Origin of the sequence: Halogranum rubrum, from assembly GCF_900114455.1 — an archaeon.
GTDB classification, from domain to species: Archaea; Halobacteriota; Halobacteria; order Halobacteriales; family Haloferacaceae; genus Halogranum; species Halogranum rubrum.
Window position 1 is genome coordinate 1,244,457 of the sequence record NZ_FOTC01000001.1, and the last position, 15,871, is coordinate 1,260,327.

Here is a 15,871-nt window from a genome sequence, read left to right on the forward strand (position 1 = left end):
GTTGTTCAGTTACTCGCCGAGGGTGACGCTCTCGGTGGCCGAGTTACGGAGCGCGTCCGACCGACCGTGAGTCCCGGGTGCGATGGCGAACGTCCGCATCCCGTAGGCGTTTGCAACCTCTAAGACGGGCTTGAAGTCGGTGTCGCGAGACGCGATAGCGAGCGTCTCGGCCCGGCCTTCGACGGCGACTCGCGTCGCGTCGACGGCGAGTTTCACGTCGACGTCGCCGCTCGTCACGACGACTTCGTAGCCGCAGGCTTCCGCGGCTTGGATCAGTCCCGGTGTCGCGTGCTCGTCGACGTAGAGGCGAATCGCCACGAGTCGACCTCCCTCTTTCGCTGCTTCTCGAACGTCTTCGAGGTCGACGTCGAACTCGTCGCGTAGGATATTCGGTCCGTCGACGAACAGTGCCACCCCTTCGCGATGGCCGCGCGTCTCGTCTTCGGGACCGTCGAGCAGGTCCATACGGTCTCTCGTCGGGGGGTCCCAATATCCTTGCTGATTTCAGTCCACTCTCGTGAGAACGTTTTGGCCAAATTTCGATTACTCGTTTCCGTTAGGTAAGGAGTTATATCCGAGAAAGAAAGAAAAAATATAAATGTCGGAGGTGTGCAGGTCACGTCGTATCATGTCAGAAGATGGCACCCCACACATGAAGCGGAGACGGTTCCTACAGGCAACGAGCGCGCTCGGTCTCGCCGGTGCGATGAGCGGTGTCGCATCCGCGACACCCGGTCGAAACCCCGGTCCGAAAGACGACGAGATGCTCGTCGGTATCGCAAACGACGGTGAGAAAATCGGCAAGCGCGCTCGGAAGATCAAGCGCAAGCTGAAGAAGAAGTACTCGATTACGGTCGACCTGCGACACAGCAACGAGAAGCTCCGGTACGTCGCGCTGAAACCGCAGGAAGCGCTCTCGGAGAAGGACCGTTCGAAAATCGAGAAGCGACTGAAGAAGTTCGACCGCGTCAAGTACGTCGAGCGAAACGAGACGCTCAGCTCGATGCTCACGCCGAACGACCCGCAGTACGGCCAGCAGTACGCCCCACAACTCGTCAACGCCGACAGCGCGTGGGACACGACGCTCGGGTCGTCCTCGGTCACTATCGCCGTCGTCGACACCGGTGCTCAGTACGACCACCCGGACCTCTCCGGAAGCTACGCGTCGAACCCCGGCTACGACTTCGCCGACAGTGACAGCGACCCGTACCCGGACGTACCGTCCGACGAGTACCACGGAACACACGTCTCCGGCATCGCCGGTGGCGTCACCGACAACGGGACGGGTACCTCGGGTATCAGCAACTCCACGCTCATCAACGGACGCGCCCTCGACGAGACCGGCCGCGGGTCGACCTCCGACATCGCCGACGCCGTCGAGTGGGCCGCAGACCAGGGTGCCGACGTCATCAACCTCTCGCTCGGTGGCGGTGGCTACACGAGCACGATGAAGAACGCGGTCACCTACGCGACGAACCAGGGTTCGCTCGTCGTCGCCGCCGCCGGGAACAACGGTACCGGCAGCGTCTCCTATCCGGCCGCTTACAGCGAGTGTCTCGCCGTCTCCGCACTCGACCCCGACGAGTCGCTCGCCGACTACTCCCAGTACGGTAGCGAAATCGAACTCGCCGCACCCGGGACGAACGTCCTCGCGACGACCACCGAAGCACGCGGCTCCTACGAGCAGCTCTCGGGGACGTCGATGGCGACGCCCGTCGTCTCCGGCGTCGCGGGTCTCGCACTCGCACAGTGGGACCTCAACAACGCGGAACTGCGTGACCACCTCAAGGCCACGGCAGTCGACGTCGGCCTCTCCAGCAACCAGCAGGGGAGCGGTCGAGTCGACGCCGCCAACGCAGTCGGGACGCAACCCGGCTCTGGCGGTGGCGACGGTGGCGATGGCGGCGACGGCGGTACTGGCGAATCGACGACGGCGACGGCGTCCGGGTCGCTCTCCAGTTCCTACGACTACGACGACTACTCCTACTCGTGGAGTTACAGCGGACCGAGCAAGGTCGTCGTCGAACTCGACGGTCCGAGCACCGCCGACTTCGACCTCTACGTCAACACGGGGACGACGTCGAACGCCTCGCCGAGCAACTACGACTACGCGTCGACGTCGACGAACAGCCAAGAAGTCGTCACTATCGACGCCCCCGACGACTCGACGGACCTCCAGGTCGACGTCGACTCCTACTCGGGCGACGGGTCCTACGACCTGACGATCACCGAGTACCAGTAAGCGACCCGCGCGACACACTGTCAACCCGCCTGCCGCTTTCCTTTGGCCGGTAGCTTCTTACACGGTTAGACGGTTCACTCGATAGTTGGCCCGTGGACTTTTCCTCGTTCCGAGAGTCGTCGCCAATAATGAATGCCTGCGTGAGATGGTCGATACCGGGTCACCGTCCGGTTGTGACGAGGAGTTACTCGATGCGAGCGTCTGAACACACCGCCGAAGACAGCACGGGAAGTGGTCGATGGTAGAACACACCCGGACGCTCGGCTTCAAGGTCGCGTTCGCACTGGGTCTCGGGACGATGATTGCGGCAGGTATCTTCTCACTCTCTGGGAAGGCTGTCGCGTCTGTCGGCAGTAGTGCCGTCATCGCGTTCGTCATCGCCGCAGTCGTCGCAGCTATCACAGCGGCCTCCTACTCGGAGTTCGCCTCGATCTACTCCGAAAACGGCGGTGGCTACCTCTTCTCGTCACGGACCTTCGACAACAGTCTGTTACTGTACGCAATCGGCGCGTCCCTGTTCATGGGGTACTCCGCGACGACGGCGTTCTACCTCGGGACGATGGACCACTGGGTGACGGAGTTCGTCCTCCCGCCCGCGTTCGGTCTCGTCGGAATGAGCGACGTACACGTCCCGCACGGTATCTTCGGTGTCCTCACCGCAATCGGCCTCGGCTATCTCAACGCACAGGGAACCGAAGAGAGCGGAACGTTCCAAGTCCTCATCACTGGGGCGAAAGTCGCTGTTCTGTTCGCGTTCATCGGCGGCGCGTTCGTCTACGCCGGACCGACGGCGGCCGTCGGGAACTTCACGAGCGACTTCGTCTTCGACAAGCCCGGAGAGATAATCTCCGTGGCGGCACTCGCGTTCATCACCTTCTTCGGCTTCTCGGCTATCGCCGCCTCTGCGGGCGAGATTATCGAGCCACGCGAGACGGTTCCGAAAGCCATCGCTGCCAGTATCGTGACGGTCACCATCCTCTACACGTTCGTCATCGTCGCGATGGTCAACGCGCCTGTCGGTAACGAAGTCCTCCAGCAGGGCGAGACGGCGATGGGGAAAGTGGCCGCCTCCTTCCTCGGCAGTCCGGGACAGGCGCTCATCGTCGCCGGGGCCATCTTCAGCATGGTGTCGGCCTCGAACGCCAGTATCCTCGCCGCCTCCAGTATCGGAGACCTGATGGCCCAGCGCGGGCAGGCCCCGCGACGCCTCTCGCGGATTCACCCCGAGTACAACACGCCGATCTGGAGTATCGTAACCTGTACGGGTGCAATCGTCGCACTCATCGTCGTCTTCGTCGCACTCTTCCCGGCCGGTGAGGGTGGGATTCCCGGACCGAATCTGGGACTGGAAGCGCTGACTGGCTTCGCAAACCTCAACCTGCTCATCCCGCTGTCGGTCGTCAACGCCGCGCTCATCCTCTCCCGCCGGCGCTTCCCAGACATCGACCGGCCGTTCAAAGTTCCAGCAGTGCCGTTCCTCCCGATTCTCGGTATCCTCGCGAACCTCGCACTCGTCGTGACGCTTCCGCTCGAAGGAATCGTCATCGGCGTCGCAATCGAAGCCGTCCTCGTCGGCGCCTACCTCGTGTGGGGCGGCGCACCCGAGTCCGACGACATCGTCGAGAAGACGACGCCCGCCCACACCCTCAACAGTCATCTGTCGACGCCGGCGGATGGCGAAGACGCCAGTGTCTCGACGGCGGACCGTTACACCGTCCTCGTCCCCGTCTCTCGGCCGCACAGCGCGAAGGCGCACGCCCGACTCGCGGACGCCATCGCCCGTCGGTACGACGACAACCCGGTCGTGAAGCTCCTCACCGTCACACAGAGTCCCGAACAGACAGAGCAACGAGCACTCAACAACGTAGCGGCGAAACGAGCCGAGCGCATCATCGAGGAACTCGGTGAACTCGAAGGCGAACTCGCGTCCGAGATCGTCGTCGAGGGCCACATCAGTCGAGACGTCGCCTTCGACATTCTCTCGACCGCCCGCGACGACCAAGTCGACCGAATCGTGATGGGGTATCCACGAGACCATCCCGACATCGCCGAAGAGGTCGAGTACGATGCGCCTTGTGACGTCCTCTTCGCCGGTGGGTTCGACCAGACGCGTTCGCTCGACAGTCTCACCATCGGTGCCGGTGGAGGGCCTCACCACGAAGGTCTCCTCTCGCTCGCCAGTTCACTCGCGGACGGTGGCACGCGAATCCACGTCGTCGACGCCGACCCGATCGGTGACAGCGGAACGGCCGAAGACCTCGACAGCACGCTCGCTGCCTTCGACGACCGGTCGAACATCGAGGTCCACGACGCCGTGACCGAAGACATCGCCGGAACGCTCGTCGACGTCGCCGACGAGACGAACAGCGTCCTCGCAGTCGGCGCATCACGCAACCGAGTGCTCCGACGGTGGGTGTTCGGCAGTACGGCAGACCGCGTCGTCCGGCGCGCCAAAGAGCGTGACGTCCCGGTACTCGTCTACGCCCGCTCGACGGGTCTCCCCGGTCGAGTCGAGTCCGCGCTGTTCACACCGTACCGTTACGCACTCAAGGTCAAGGCGCGAGCATGATTGCAGCCGAAGGCGGGACGGCGGTCGTCGACCAACTCATCGTCCTGCTCTCGGTATTCCTCATCGCAAGCGCCGTCGGGACGCTCGTCGCCAAAATCGGCCGATTCCCGTACACGATTGCACTGCTGCTCGCCGGACTAGTGGTGTCGATTATCGTCGCCGTCTACGACATCGGTATCGTCGAGACGCTGTTCGTCGAAGAGCTCCAACTCTCACACGACCTCATCCTCCTCGTCTTGCTACCCGCGCTCCTCTTCGAGGGGGCGGCGACGACGGACCTCGAACGGCTCAGACGGAACCTCGTACCCATCCTCACGTTGGCGGTACCCGGACTCCTCGTCTCGGTGGCGCTCTTGGGTTTCGTCGGGACGTACGCGTTCAACTTCTCGTTGCTCGTGTCGCTGCTCTTCGCGTCGATGGTGCTCCCGACGGACCCCGTCTCCGTCCTCGCGTTGTTCGAAGAACTCGGGGCACCCGACCGACTGTCGGTCCTCGTCGAGGGTGAGAGTCTCATCAACGACGGGGTCGGTGTCGTCGTCTTCTCGACGCTGCTTGCGCTCTTGGTCAACGGGTCGACCCCGGCGTCGCTCCTCGAACCCGCGAAGGCGGCCGAGGTAGCCGCCGAACTCGTCGTCGTGAGTCTCGGTGGCCTTGTCGTCGGACTTGTCACGGGGTATGCGGTGTACAGTGTGATGGTCAATCTCGACGAACAGATGACCGAGATCGTCTTGACCATCGTCCTCGCCTACGGGAGCTTCATCCTCGCAGAGCACTATCTCCACGTTTCGGGCGTCATCGCCTGCGTGGTTGCCGGACTCTTCATCGGCAATCAGGGTGCGGAGTACGCCATGAGCCCTCGGACGAAGATTTCGGTGTTCAACACGTGGGAGACCGCAGCGTTCCTCGTCAACACCTTTATTTTCATCGCTATCGGCGTCGGAACACCGATTCCGCAACTCGTCGAGAACTGGCAACTCATCGTCGGCGGTATCGTCTTCGTCATTCTCGCGCGGGCGGCAATCGTCTATCCCTTCACGATGCTGCTCAACCTCCGTAAGCACATCAACATCCCACTGTCCTACCAACACGTCATGGTCTGGGGCGGGTTACACGCCTCCATCCCGATTGCGTTGGTGCTCGGTCTCCAGACAGAGGCTCCGGCCGGGGTCCCGACGGCAGAACTGAAGGCGATGGTTTTCGGCATCGCTGCGTTCTCGCTCGTCGTGCAAGGACTGACGATGAAGAAGCTCCTCTCCCGACTCGGTATCGTCACTCGGACGCAAACCGAGGAGTTGTACGAACTGCTCGTCGGCCGGGCACGCGCCGTCGACGCCGCACTCGACTCCGCCGAGCGTCTCCACGCGAGCGGTGACATCCCGGCGAACGTCCTCGACGACTTCGAGGCCGAGTACGGGCGTGAGAAAGAGGACCTCAACGAGGCGATTTCGGCGTTGCTCCGAGACAACCCGGAGCTTCGACACGAACAGCTCCTGATGGGCGAGCGACGTGTCCTCCAAGAGGAGAAGAGCGCGCTCATGGACGCGACTCGGTCCGGTGTCATCGCAAGCGACGTCGGCGAGCGACTCATGGAAGAGGTCGACTTGAAACTCGACCGGGTTCGCTCGGGGGAGAGCACGGCCCGCCGCGACGAGGAGGGGTACACCGAATCGTGGCGACAGCAAGCCGCCGAGTTCGGACTCGACGCGGACGTGCGTATCGACGACGACGACAGAGAGGCACAGTCTGGCGGATAGGAGACGGCAGGTTCCGTTCACCTTCCCGTCGGTGGTCCACCTACCGCCGGCGAACGCCTGTGCACCGCAGTAGAGAGACCGGCAAAGGCCCTTGTTCTCACCAAGCGTCCGAGACGCTATGCGAAGAGAGTCCCGAGTCGGCCGACGCGACGTCCTCGCACTCGGTGCTGCCAGTCTCGCTGGTCTGGCAGGGTGTCTCGGTGGTGAACGTGACGGAAGTGGCGAGAGTGGCGGCAGTACTGCAACCACCGGCGAGAGTAGCAAAAACACCGACATCACACAGTCGCTGTCGACGCACGCGGCGGCGACAGACCTCGAATCCCAGCCGATTCGTGGACCAGACCCACTCGACGCGACGGCGACGATAATCGCCTTCGAGGACCCCTCGTGCACGCGGTGTCGAGCGTTCGAACAGAACGTCGTTCCCAAACTCGAATCGGATATCGAGTCGGGCACACTCTCGTTCGTCTCGCGAACGTACCCCGTGGTCTACCAGTGGGGAAAGCCGGCGGTACAAGCACTCGAAGCGACCTTCAACCGAGACGAGGCGGCGTACTGGGGACTGTTCTCCCATTACTTCGAGGAGCAAGACGCCTTCTCTACGGAGAACGTCCTCGACCGAACGCGAACGTGGCTCGCAAGGAACACCGACCTCGACGCAGAGGCTATCGTCGCCGACGCCAAGGCGAAGGCGTTCGACGACGCGGTGCAAGCGGACCTCGCTGCTGGTGACGAAGCCGGTGCCAACGGTGTGACGCCGTCGCTGTTTCTCTTTCGAGACGGCCAGTATCGGACGACCGCTCGGGGAAGCGTCAGCTACGACGTCATCGCCAACACACTCGAACTATGACCGTCACGCTCGGGAAGGTGAAGTTGCCGACGACCGGTGCCGACTGGCGGTTGACGGCGCGAACAGCACGACTGGTGTTGACGATTCCCCGCTACGCGCTCGTCGGTCTCGTGGCCGCTATCACCGCGCTCTCGCTGTTCGTCCTCACGCAGAACCTCGAACTCGTCGGCGACGTGGTTATCGGCGGGAGTTTGCCAGTGTCGAACCGACTCCGAATCCTCGTCGGTCTCTTCCCCTTCCTCGGGACGTCGTTCAGTCTCCTCGCGGGACTCGCCGTCGTCGTCATCGCCCTGCTAGTCGGTGTCGATGTTGCGATGGTCGCGTACCACTTCCGCGAACACGGTCTCTCCACGCGTGAGAGCAGCGGGAGCGCCGTCGGCGTCGTCCTCGGGACGCTCGGCGCTGGCTGTGCGGCCTGCGGGTCGGTGCTCCTCGCCGGCCTGCTCTCGCTGTTCGGTGCATCCGGTCTGCTCCTCTTGCTCCCGTTCGAAGGACTGGAGTTCTCACTCCTCGCGTTGATTCCACTCGTTCTCTCGATGTACTGGATTGCCGACGGGATGCGCGGCGGGGAGATAAACGGCTGTCCGGTCGACATCGGAAAGCGATAGCTGATGGGCGAGCAGACGGCACTGGTAGCGAACACGAGACGCTGTGCCGTGCAGTCGCAGGACGCCTCGTGGCTCAGGTCAGGCCATAGGGTCGGTGGCTGCGTCTTCCGGTTTGAATCTTCAGTCATCGGCACTCCTTTTTCCATCGCGACGGAAAGACAACTAATGGGTTCCTCCACCAGACGGTGCTTCTTGAAGCGCGCTTGCACATCGACGCTCGTTTCGGTGGTTGGTCTCGCAGGTTGTGCAACCACTCCGGCTCCTATCGACGGCGTCAGCGGTTCGTGGCGCACCTACCACGCCGACGACAGAAATACCGGGCACGTATCCGACCCCGGACCCAGACAGGGGGCGGTCGAGCACTGGCGGGTCGAACTTGACGAGCAAGTTGGAACACCGCCCGTCGTCGCCGGCGACACTCTCTATCTCGTCGGGTCGGGAAAGGCACGAGCACTCTCGCTTGCAACCGGCGAGCGTCGATGGGACCTCACGTTCTCCGAGACGGAGTCGTGGGACCACAATCTCAACGCACTCGCACTCGCCGACGATTCACTCCTCCACCTCGCTCCAACCGGGTCCGTTCGGTGTCTCGACGTCGAGATGGAGAGCCTCCGTTGGGAGGCCTCAGATGGATTTCATTCCGGTCCTAGCGCTACAGCAATCGTCGGGTCGGTGGCGCTCGTCGTGAACGGCGCGGTCACCGGATACGACCTCACGGACGGAACCGAACGGTGGCGACTTGAGACAGAAGGAGCGACCGGACCGCTCGTCGTCGAGGACGGCACCGTCTTCTTCACAGATATCGACGATGGAGTCCGGGCAATCGACGCCGAAACGGGAACCGAACGGTCACACTATCCGATCGACGGAATCTCGTCGTATAGCGGGCTTTCTCTCTCGAATGGGACGCTCTACGTCTCCACCGGAGAGATACACGGCCCGCAAGGAGGTGTCGTCGCCGTCGATGTCGAGACGGGCGATCGCCTGTGGGCGGTTCACGGAGCGGACCGTGTGTATTCGACACCGACCGTCGCCGACGACGTGGTCTACGTCACCGATAGCCGAGAAAACGTCTCCGCGTTCGACGCCCGGACTGGCGAACTCCGGTGGTCTATCGGACTGTACCCGTGGTGGGAGAGCCACGGATTCTTCTCACCGAACTCACTCGACGGACCAATCGTCACAGGAGACACGCTCTATGCCATCGACGGCGAGTCGATGCACGCTCTCGAACTCGGTACCGAGCACGACAATCTCGCTGACCGTCGGCGCTATCAAATCGACTCGTCTCGGCTGTGGGCGGCCCCCATCGTCGTCGACCGGTTCGCGTACCTCCTCGAATCGAGGGGAGAGCGGCTGGTTGCACTCGGACCGACGGCGTGACGATTCTGCGAACGCGACGCCTATGAGAGCGGTCGCTCACCTGATAGCGTCAAAAAAAACTCGGTACTGTACCAAGACGCCTACTGCTTCTCGTTGACTTCGAGTACTTTCCCCGCCGCGATGGTCTGGCCCATGTCGCGGATGGCGAACGAACCGAGTTCCGGAATCTCCGAGGAGGGTTCGATGCTCAGCGGTTTCTGCGGGCGGAGAGTGACGACGGCGGCGTCACCGGCCTTGATGAAGTCCGGGTTCTCCTCGGCGACTTCGCCCGTCTTCGGGTCTATCTTCTGGTCAATGGACTCGAAGGTGCAGGCGACCTGCGCCGTGTGGGCGTGGATGACCGGCGTGTACCCCGCAGTGATGACCGACGGGTGTTGCATCACGACGATTTGCGCTTGGAACGTCTCGGCGACTTTCGGCGGGTCGTCGGCCGGGCCGCAGACGTCGCCGCGACGGATATCGTCTTTGCCGACGCCGCGGACGTTGAACCCGACGTTGTCGCCGGGACCGGCTTCAGAGACTTCCTCGTGGTGCATCTCGATGGTCTTGACCTCGCCACCGGACCCAGACGGTTGGAACGAGACGTTCATCCCCGTCTTGAGCATCCCCGTCTCGACGCGGCCGACGGGAACCGTGCCGATACCGGAGATGGTGTAGACGTCTTGGATGGGGACGCGAAGCGGCGCGTCCGTCGGCGGCGACATCTCCGGGAGGTTGTTGAGCGCTTCGAGGACCGTCGGTCCGTCGAACCACGACATGTTGTCGGAGTGTTCGGAGATGTTGTCTCCCTCGAACGCCGAGATGGGTATGAACCGCGCGTCGTCGGAGTCGAATCGGACCTGCTTGAGGAGTTGTTGAACCTCCTCTTTGACCTCGTTGTAGGTGTCCTCGCTGTAGTCGACGACGTCCATCTTGTTGATAGCGATGATGAGCGTCTCGATACCCAGCGTCCGCGAGAGGAACACGTGTTCGCGCGTCTGCGGGGCGACACCGTCGTCGGCGGCGACGACGAGAATCGCGTGGTCCGCCTGACTCGCGCCCGTAATCATGTTCTTCACGAAGTCGCGGTGACCGGGCGTGTCCACGATGGTGAAGTAGTACTTGTCCGTGTCGAAGCGCTGGTGGGCGATGTCGATGGTTACCCCGCGTTCACGCTCCTCGGCGAGGTTGTCCATGACGTAGGCGAACTCGAAGCCGCCTTTCCCTTTCTCCTTGGCTTCTTCGCGGTGTTGTTCGATGACGTGCTCGGGAACCGAACCTGTCTCGAACAGCAGTCGCCCGACGAGTGTGCTCTTCCCGTGGTCGACGTGCCCGATGATAGCTAAGTTCTGGTGTGGTTTGTCTGCCATATGAATCACGGCGCTGATACGCCTAACGAGAGTGATAGGTAGTGAAAGGACAAAACGATTCGCTCGGCAACAGAATCACAGAGTGTCTCGTTCTCCAGAGAGATGCTCGTTTGTGTTTGGTTCTGCTGCGGGGTAAGTCACGCGTGCGTGCGCATGGGAGAACCAGCACAGGGTAGAGGGTGTGGGTGGAGGGTAGAGAGAAGAGGTGGTGTGGAAAGAGGAGACGTCAAAACGGGACGTAGCCGCGTAAAGCGTCAGAGAGGGTCTGAAAGAGAGAGGGAGAGAAAGCGTGTGTGTTAGAACTGCTTCAGGGCCTGTGCCATCTCGCCGAAGTGTGCCGTGCGGCGAGTGGTGAGACTGCTGTCGGTGTCGGCGCGAACGTGTTCAGAAGAGTTTGCTACTATCATAGTAAATAGATGGGGCCACGGGTACTTAAAGCTGTGTGTGCTCGGTGCCGACGCGTCGGACGTGAACAACTGCCCAATATGCGTGTTCGTGTTGTTTTTCTACACTCACTGGTGTAGAGACACCGATACATCGTCTCTATTTCCCAACAAGATACACGAACGTGGTCATCACACCGTGTACGACTGACCGAGATACCAAAGCATTACTTCCCCCAAACCAACGCAGAGGTATGGCCCTTCGCAAGCCGCCGTTGCGAGCAGTACACGACGGTCGCGGGGCGAAGTTCACAGAGTTCGGTGGGTGGGACATGCCGGTGGAGTTCGACTCCATCCGCGACGAGCACACTGCAGTCCGCGAATCCGTTGGCATCTTCGACGTCTCGCACATGAGCGAGATTCGGGTGTCCGGACCGGACGCGACGGCGCTCATGCAGCGACTCACCTCGAACGACGTGACTCGACTCGACCCCGGCGACTCACAGTATTCGACTATCACGGACGACGAGGGGACCATCCTCGACGACACCGTCGTCTATCGACTACCGCTTGACGACGAACACGACGAGGACGACGACCCGACGTACCTCTTCATCCCGAACGCCGGACACGACGAGCAGATGTACGACCGCTGGACGGAGTTCCGCGACGATTGGGACCTCGACGCCACCGTCGACGACGTCACCGAGGAGTGGGCGATGTTCGCGGTCCAAGGCCCGGACTCGCCGGACCTGGTCGGTGACGAAGCGGGCAGTGCAGTCCTCGACCTCTCGAAGTTCCAAGCCACGTGGGCCGACGTCGAGGGCGCTCGCTGTCTGGTCGCCCGAACCGGCTACACCGGCGAGGACGGCTTCGAGATTCTCTGTCCGTGGGACGCCGCCGAGGACGTGTGGAGCGCCTTCGACTGCCAACCGTGTGGTCTCGGCGCGCGCGACACGCTCCGTATCGAGATGGGCTTTCTCCTCTCGGGACAGGACTTCGACCCCGAGTCGGAGCCACGGAACCCCTACGAGGCGGGCGTCGGCTTCACGGTCAAACTCGACACCGAGTTCGTCGGCCGCGACGCGCTTGCCACGGTCAAGGAAGAAGGAATCGACGAGTCGTTCGTCGGCCTGACGCTCCTCGACCGTGGCGTCGCTCGCGCGGGCTACGAACTCACCGACGAGGACGGCGACGTCGTCGGCCACGTCACGAGCGGAACGATGAGTCCGACACTGGGCGAGGCGGTAGCACTGGGCTACCTCCCGACCGAACTCGCGGAACCCGGCACGCGCGTCAACGTCGTGGTCCGCGGTCGAGAAAAGCGCGCAGAAGTAACTGAAACCCCTTTCCTCAACCAATGAGCTTCGAAGTACCTGACGACCTGCGTTACATGGAATCGCACGAGTGGACGAGCACAGACGACGGCAGCGTCCGCATCGGCATCACCGACTTCGCCCAAGACGAACTCGGCGACGTCGTCTTCGTCGAACTTCCCGGCGAGGGCGACGAAGTGACCCACGGCGAGGAGTTCGGTGTCGTCGAATCCATCAAAGCCGTCTCGGACCTCTACTCGCCCGTCTCGGGGACGGTCACCGCCGTCAACGAGGACCTGTTCGACCAGCCAGAACTCGTCAACGAGGACCCCTTCGGCGACGGCTGGATGCTCGAAGTCGACCCGAGCGACCGCGACGCACTCGACGAACTGCTGTCTGCCGACGAGTACCGCGACCAGATCGAATGACGCGACACGAACAGGGCAGTCCGTACGCCCCGCACACATCCGAGGAGACGGCCGCGATGCTCGACGTCGTCGGCGTCGACAGCGAGGAGGCGCTGTTCGACATCCCCGACGACGTCGCCTTCACCGGCGAGTTCGGTATCGACTCGCGCGGCGAGCGTGAACTCCGTGGCGAACTCTCGCGACTGTTCGCCAAGAACGACGACCTGACGGAGTTCCTCGGCCGGGGGCACTACGACCACTACGTCCCCTCGCTCGTCGACAACCTCTCGCTCCGTTCGGAGTTCCTCACGAGTTACACGCAGTACCAACCCGAGATTACGCAGGGGTTCCTGCAGGTGCTCTTCGAGTACCAGTCGATGCTGGTCGAACTCACCGGTTTGCCCATCGCCAACTGTTCGATGTACGACGCGGCGACGGGTATCGCCGAGGCCGCCCGACTGGCGAACCGCGTCCGACAGGCGTCGGGCACCACGGTGCTCGTCCCCGAGACGCTCCGCGCGGGCAAGTACGGCGTCGTCGAGAACTACGTCGGCGGCACCGACCTGACGCTCGACAGCTATCCGATGGACGACGGCAACGTCGACGTCGACGCACTCGCCGACGCCGTCGGCGACGACACCGTGATGGTGTACGTCGAGAACCCCACCGTTCGGGGTGCCATCGAGGAGAACCTCGCCGACATCGGCGAACTCGTCCACGACGAGGACGCGCTGTTCTGTCTCGGTTCCGACGTCGTCGCGCTCTCGCTCCTCGAGGAACCGGCGAGCGTCGGCGCCGACGTCGTCGTCGGTGAGGCCGAAGTGCTGGGACTGCCGACGAGTTTCGGCATGGGACTCGGCATCTTCGCCACGCGCGAAGACTACCTCCGACAGGTGCCGGGGCGACTCGTCGGCATCAGCGAGGACGCCAGCGACCGCCGCGCGTACACGCTTACACTCCAGACACGCGAACAGCACATCCGGAAGGAGCGAGCGACGAGTAACATCTGTACGAACCAGGCGTGGGTCGCACTCCGCGCGGCCATCCACGCGGCGTCGCTCGGCCCGTCCGGCCTCGTGGACCTCGCAGAGGACTGCGTCCGCGACGCCGCGGAACTGGCCGCACGACTCGACGACGTGTCGGGTATCCAAGCGCCCGTCCACGACCGACATCACTTCCGCGAGTTCGTCGCCCACACCGACCAACCCGCGGCGGCCGTCGCCGAGGACCTCGAAGCCGAGGGGTTCGCCGTCCACGTCGTCGGCGAACACGAGATACAGGTGTGTGTGACCGAGACGAACGCCGACCACGTCGACGCGCTGGTCGCGGCGTTCGAGGAGGTGGCCTGAATGTACGACCAAGCACGATTCACGCAGAACGGCGAGTACGAACCGCTCCTCTCGGAGAAGGATAGCACGAAGGTGGAAGTCGGCGGTGACGACTCACCGCTGCCGGACGACCTGACGCGCGACTCGCTGGAACTGCCGGAGCTTTCGGAACCAGAGTTGGCCCGGCACTACACGCGACTCTCGCAGATGAACTACGGCGTCGAGACCGGTCCCTACCCGCTCGGCAGTTGTACGATGAAGTACAACCCGAAGTTCACCGAGGACGTCGCCGCCGACCCCAACGCGGCGATTCACCCCGACCGCTCCGAGCGGTCGATGCAGGGGACCTTGGAGATGCTCTATCACCTCCAAGACTACCTCGGTCGCATCGGCGGGATGGACGCGGTGACGCTCCAGCCTCCGGCCGGTGCCGCCGGTGAGTTCACCGGCATTCTCGTCGCGAAGGCGTACCACGAGGCACAGGGCAACGAGCGAAGCGAGGTTATCATCCCCGCCAGCGCCCACGGGACGAACTTCGCCACGGCGGCGATGGCCGGATACGACGTGGTCGAACTCCCCTCGGGCGACGACGGCCGCGTCGACTTGGACGCTCTCGAAGCGGCGGTCAGCGAAGACACCGCCGCGCTGATGCTCACGAACCCGAACACCGTGGGACTGTTCGAGCGCGACATCACCGAAATCGCCGAGATGGTCCACGACGTTGGCGGCCTGCTCTACTACGACGGCGCGAACCTCAACGCGCTCCTCGGCCGCGCTCGTCCCGGCGACATGGGCTTCGACATCATGCACTACAACGTCCACAAGACGTTCGCCACGCCGCACGGCGGCGGTGGCCCCGGTGCCGGGCCGGTCGGCGTCGTCGACGAACTCGCCGAGTTCTTGTCGAGTCCACAGGTTCGGCGAAACGACGGCGGGTTCGAACTGTTCGACCCCGAGCACTCTATCGGAAAGGTCCACGGCTTCTACGGTAACTGGCTGGTCTTGGTGAAGGCCTACGCCTACATCGCCCGACTCGGCGACGAGGGCCTCGAAGACGCCAGCGCGAAGGCCGTGCTCAACGCGAACTACCTCGGGTCCCAGATAGAGTACGACATCCCGTACGGCCCGTTCCACCACGAGTTCGCGGCAACCTCGGGCGAGCAAGACGCCGCCGACGTGGCCAAGCGGATGCTCGACTACGGCGTCCACCCGCCGACGACGAAGTGGCCCGAGATGGTGCCGGAAGCGATGCTCACAGAGCCAACAGAGGTCGAGAACCGCGAGACGCTCGACGACCTCGCCACCGCGTTCAACGCCGCTCACGGCGAGGACGACGAGACGCTCGAACACGCGCCGAACAAGACGACTGCTCGTCGCATCGACCAGGTGAGTGCCGCGCGCAACCCGCGACTGTCGTGGCACGCACTCGGTGACGCTGACGAGTAACTGCAACCAGCATCCGCTCCGCGCTCGTTTTTCGTCTCTCCCCGGTCCGGACACGTCTCGAAGATGATTCGAACAGGCTCGACTGTGACTGGGTGGTGGTAGATGACCGTTCGAGAGAGATTTGTGACACATCCTTCCCCCTCCGACGTGTCGGTCTCTCGCCCGCCAAATTATCAGTTCCGATGATATAATGTCAATAAAGACTTTTTGTGTGAATATACTGTTGCGCAAGTACC

Annotated in this window: 12 protein-coding genes; 10 read left to right on the forward strand and 2 right to left on the reverse strand. The window is 63.0% G+C overall.

The annotated features are described in order from the left end of the window. Window positions 1–9: 9 nt before the first annotated feature. Window positions 10–465 (reverse strand): NYN domain-containing protein, encoded by a 456-nt coding sequence (locus BM083_RS06080; RefSeq protein WP_009375257.1) that lies wholly within the window; start codon window positions 463–465, stop codon window positions 10–12. A 163-nt stretch (window positions 466–628) separates the two neighbouring features. On the opposite strand from BM083_RS06080, the gene BM083_RS06085 reads away from it, so the two are divergent. The 6 genes from BM083_RS06085 (at window position 629) to BM083_RS06110 (ending at window position 9,406) form a co-directional block, all read left to right on the forward strand. Further along, window positions 629–2,242, forward strand: a complete 1,614-nt coding sequence (locus BM083_RS06085; RefSeq protein WP_177197552.1) for a S8 family peptidase — start codon at window positions 629–631, stop codon at window positions 2,240–2,242. A gap of 238 nt (window positions 2,243–2,480) precedes the next feature. Continuing rightward, the gene (locus tag BM083_RS06090) at window positions 2,481–4,811 is read left to right on the forward strand and encodes an amino acid permease (RefSeq protein WP_089867134.1); all 2,331 of its coding nucleotides are present in this window, start codon (window positions 2,481–2,483) and stop codon (window positions 4,809–4,811) included. Then, window positions 4,808–6,565, forward strand: coding sequence for a cation:proton antiporter (locus tag BM083_RS06095; RefSeq protein ID WP_089867138.1), 1,758 nt, complete (start codon window positions 4,808–4,810; stop codon window positions 6,563–6,565). Before BM083_RS06090 ends, BM083_RS06095 begins: the two co-directional genes overlap by 4 nt. Window positions 6,566–6,683: 118 nt before the next feature. Next, complete coding sequence (locus BM083_RS06100; RefSeq protein WP_089867141.1) at window positions 6,684–7,415, forward strand: DsbA family protein; 732 nt, start codon at window positions 6,684–6,686, stop codon at window positions 7,413–7,415. Beyond that, window positions 7,412–8,023, forward strand: coding sequence for a hypothetical protein (locus BM083_RS06105; RefSeq protein ID WP_089867143.1), 612 nt, complete (start codon window positions 7,412–7,414; stop codon window positions 8,021–8,023). Before BM083_RS06100 ends, BM083_RS06105 begins: the two co-directional genes overlap by 4 nt. Before the next feature lie 225 nt (window positions 8,024–8,248). Next, window positions 8,249–9,406 carry an outer membrane protein assembly factor BamB family protein gene (locus BM083_RS06110; RefSeq protein ID WP_177197553.1) on the forward strand — a complete coding sequence of 386 codons (1,158 nt, stop codon included), beginning with the start codon at window positions 8,249–8,251 and terminating at the stop codon, window positions 9,404–9,406. Window positions 9,407–9,486: 80 nt separating this feature from the next. Here BM083_RS06110 and tuf read toward each other — a convergent pair whose 3' ends face one another. Then, a complete protein-coding gene (tuf, locus tag BM083_RS06115; protein WP_009375236.1) occupies window positions 9,487–10,755 on the reverse strand; it encodes a translation elongation factor EF-1 subunit alpha in 1,269 nt (422 codons plus the stop codon). 637 nt (window positions 10,756–11,392) lie between these two features. Here tuf and gcvT point away from each other — a divergent pair. From gcvT to gcvPB, 4 genes are read left to right on the forward strand one after another with little or no spacing between them, the layout of a single operon-like run. Further along, window positions 11,393–12,502 carry a glycine cleavage system aminomethyltransferase GcvT gene (gene gcvT / locus BM083_RS06120; RefSeq protein WP_089867149.1) on the forward strand — a complete coding sequence of 370 codons (1,110 nt, stop codon included), beginning with the start codon at window positions 11,393–11,395 and terminating at the stop codon, window positions 12,500–12,502. Beyond that, window positions 12,499–12,882, forward strand: coding sequence for a glycine cleavage system protein GcvH (gcvH, locus tag BM083_RS06125; protein ID WP_089867151.1), 384 nt, complete (start codon window positions 12,499–12,501; stop codon window positions 12,880–12,882). The genes gcvT and gcvH overlap by 4 nt, the downstream gene beginning before the upstream one ends. Continuing rightward, window positions 12,879–14,210, forward strand: coding sequence for an aminomethyl-transferring glycine dehydrogenase subunit GcvPA (gene gcvPA / locus BM083_RS06130; protein WP_089867154.1), 1,332 nt, complete (start codon window positions 12,879–12,881; stop codon window positions 14,208–14,210). Before gcvH ends, gcvPA begins: the two co-directional genes overlap by 4 nt. Continuing rightward, window positions 14,211–15,635, forward strand: a complete 1,425-nt coding sequence (gene gcvPB, locus BM083_RS06135) for an aminomethyl-transferring glycine dehydrogenase subunit GcvPB (protein ID WP_089867156.1) — start codon at window positions 14,211–14,213, stop codon at window positions 15,633–15,635. The last annotated feature ends 236 nt before the right edge of the window (window positions 15,636–15,871 follow it).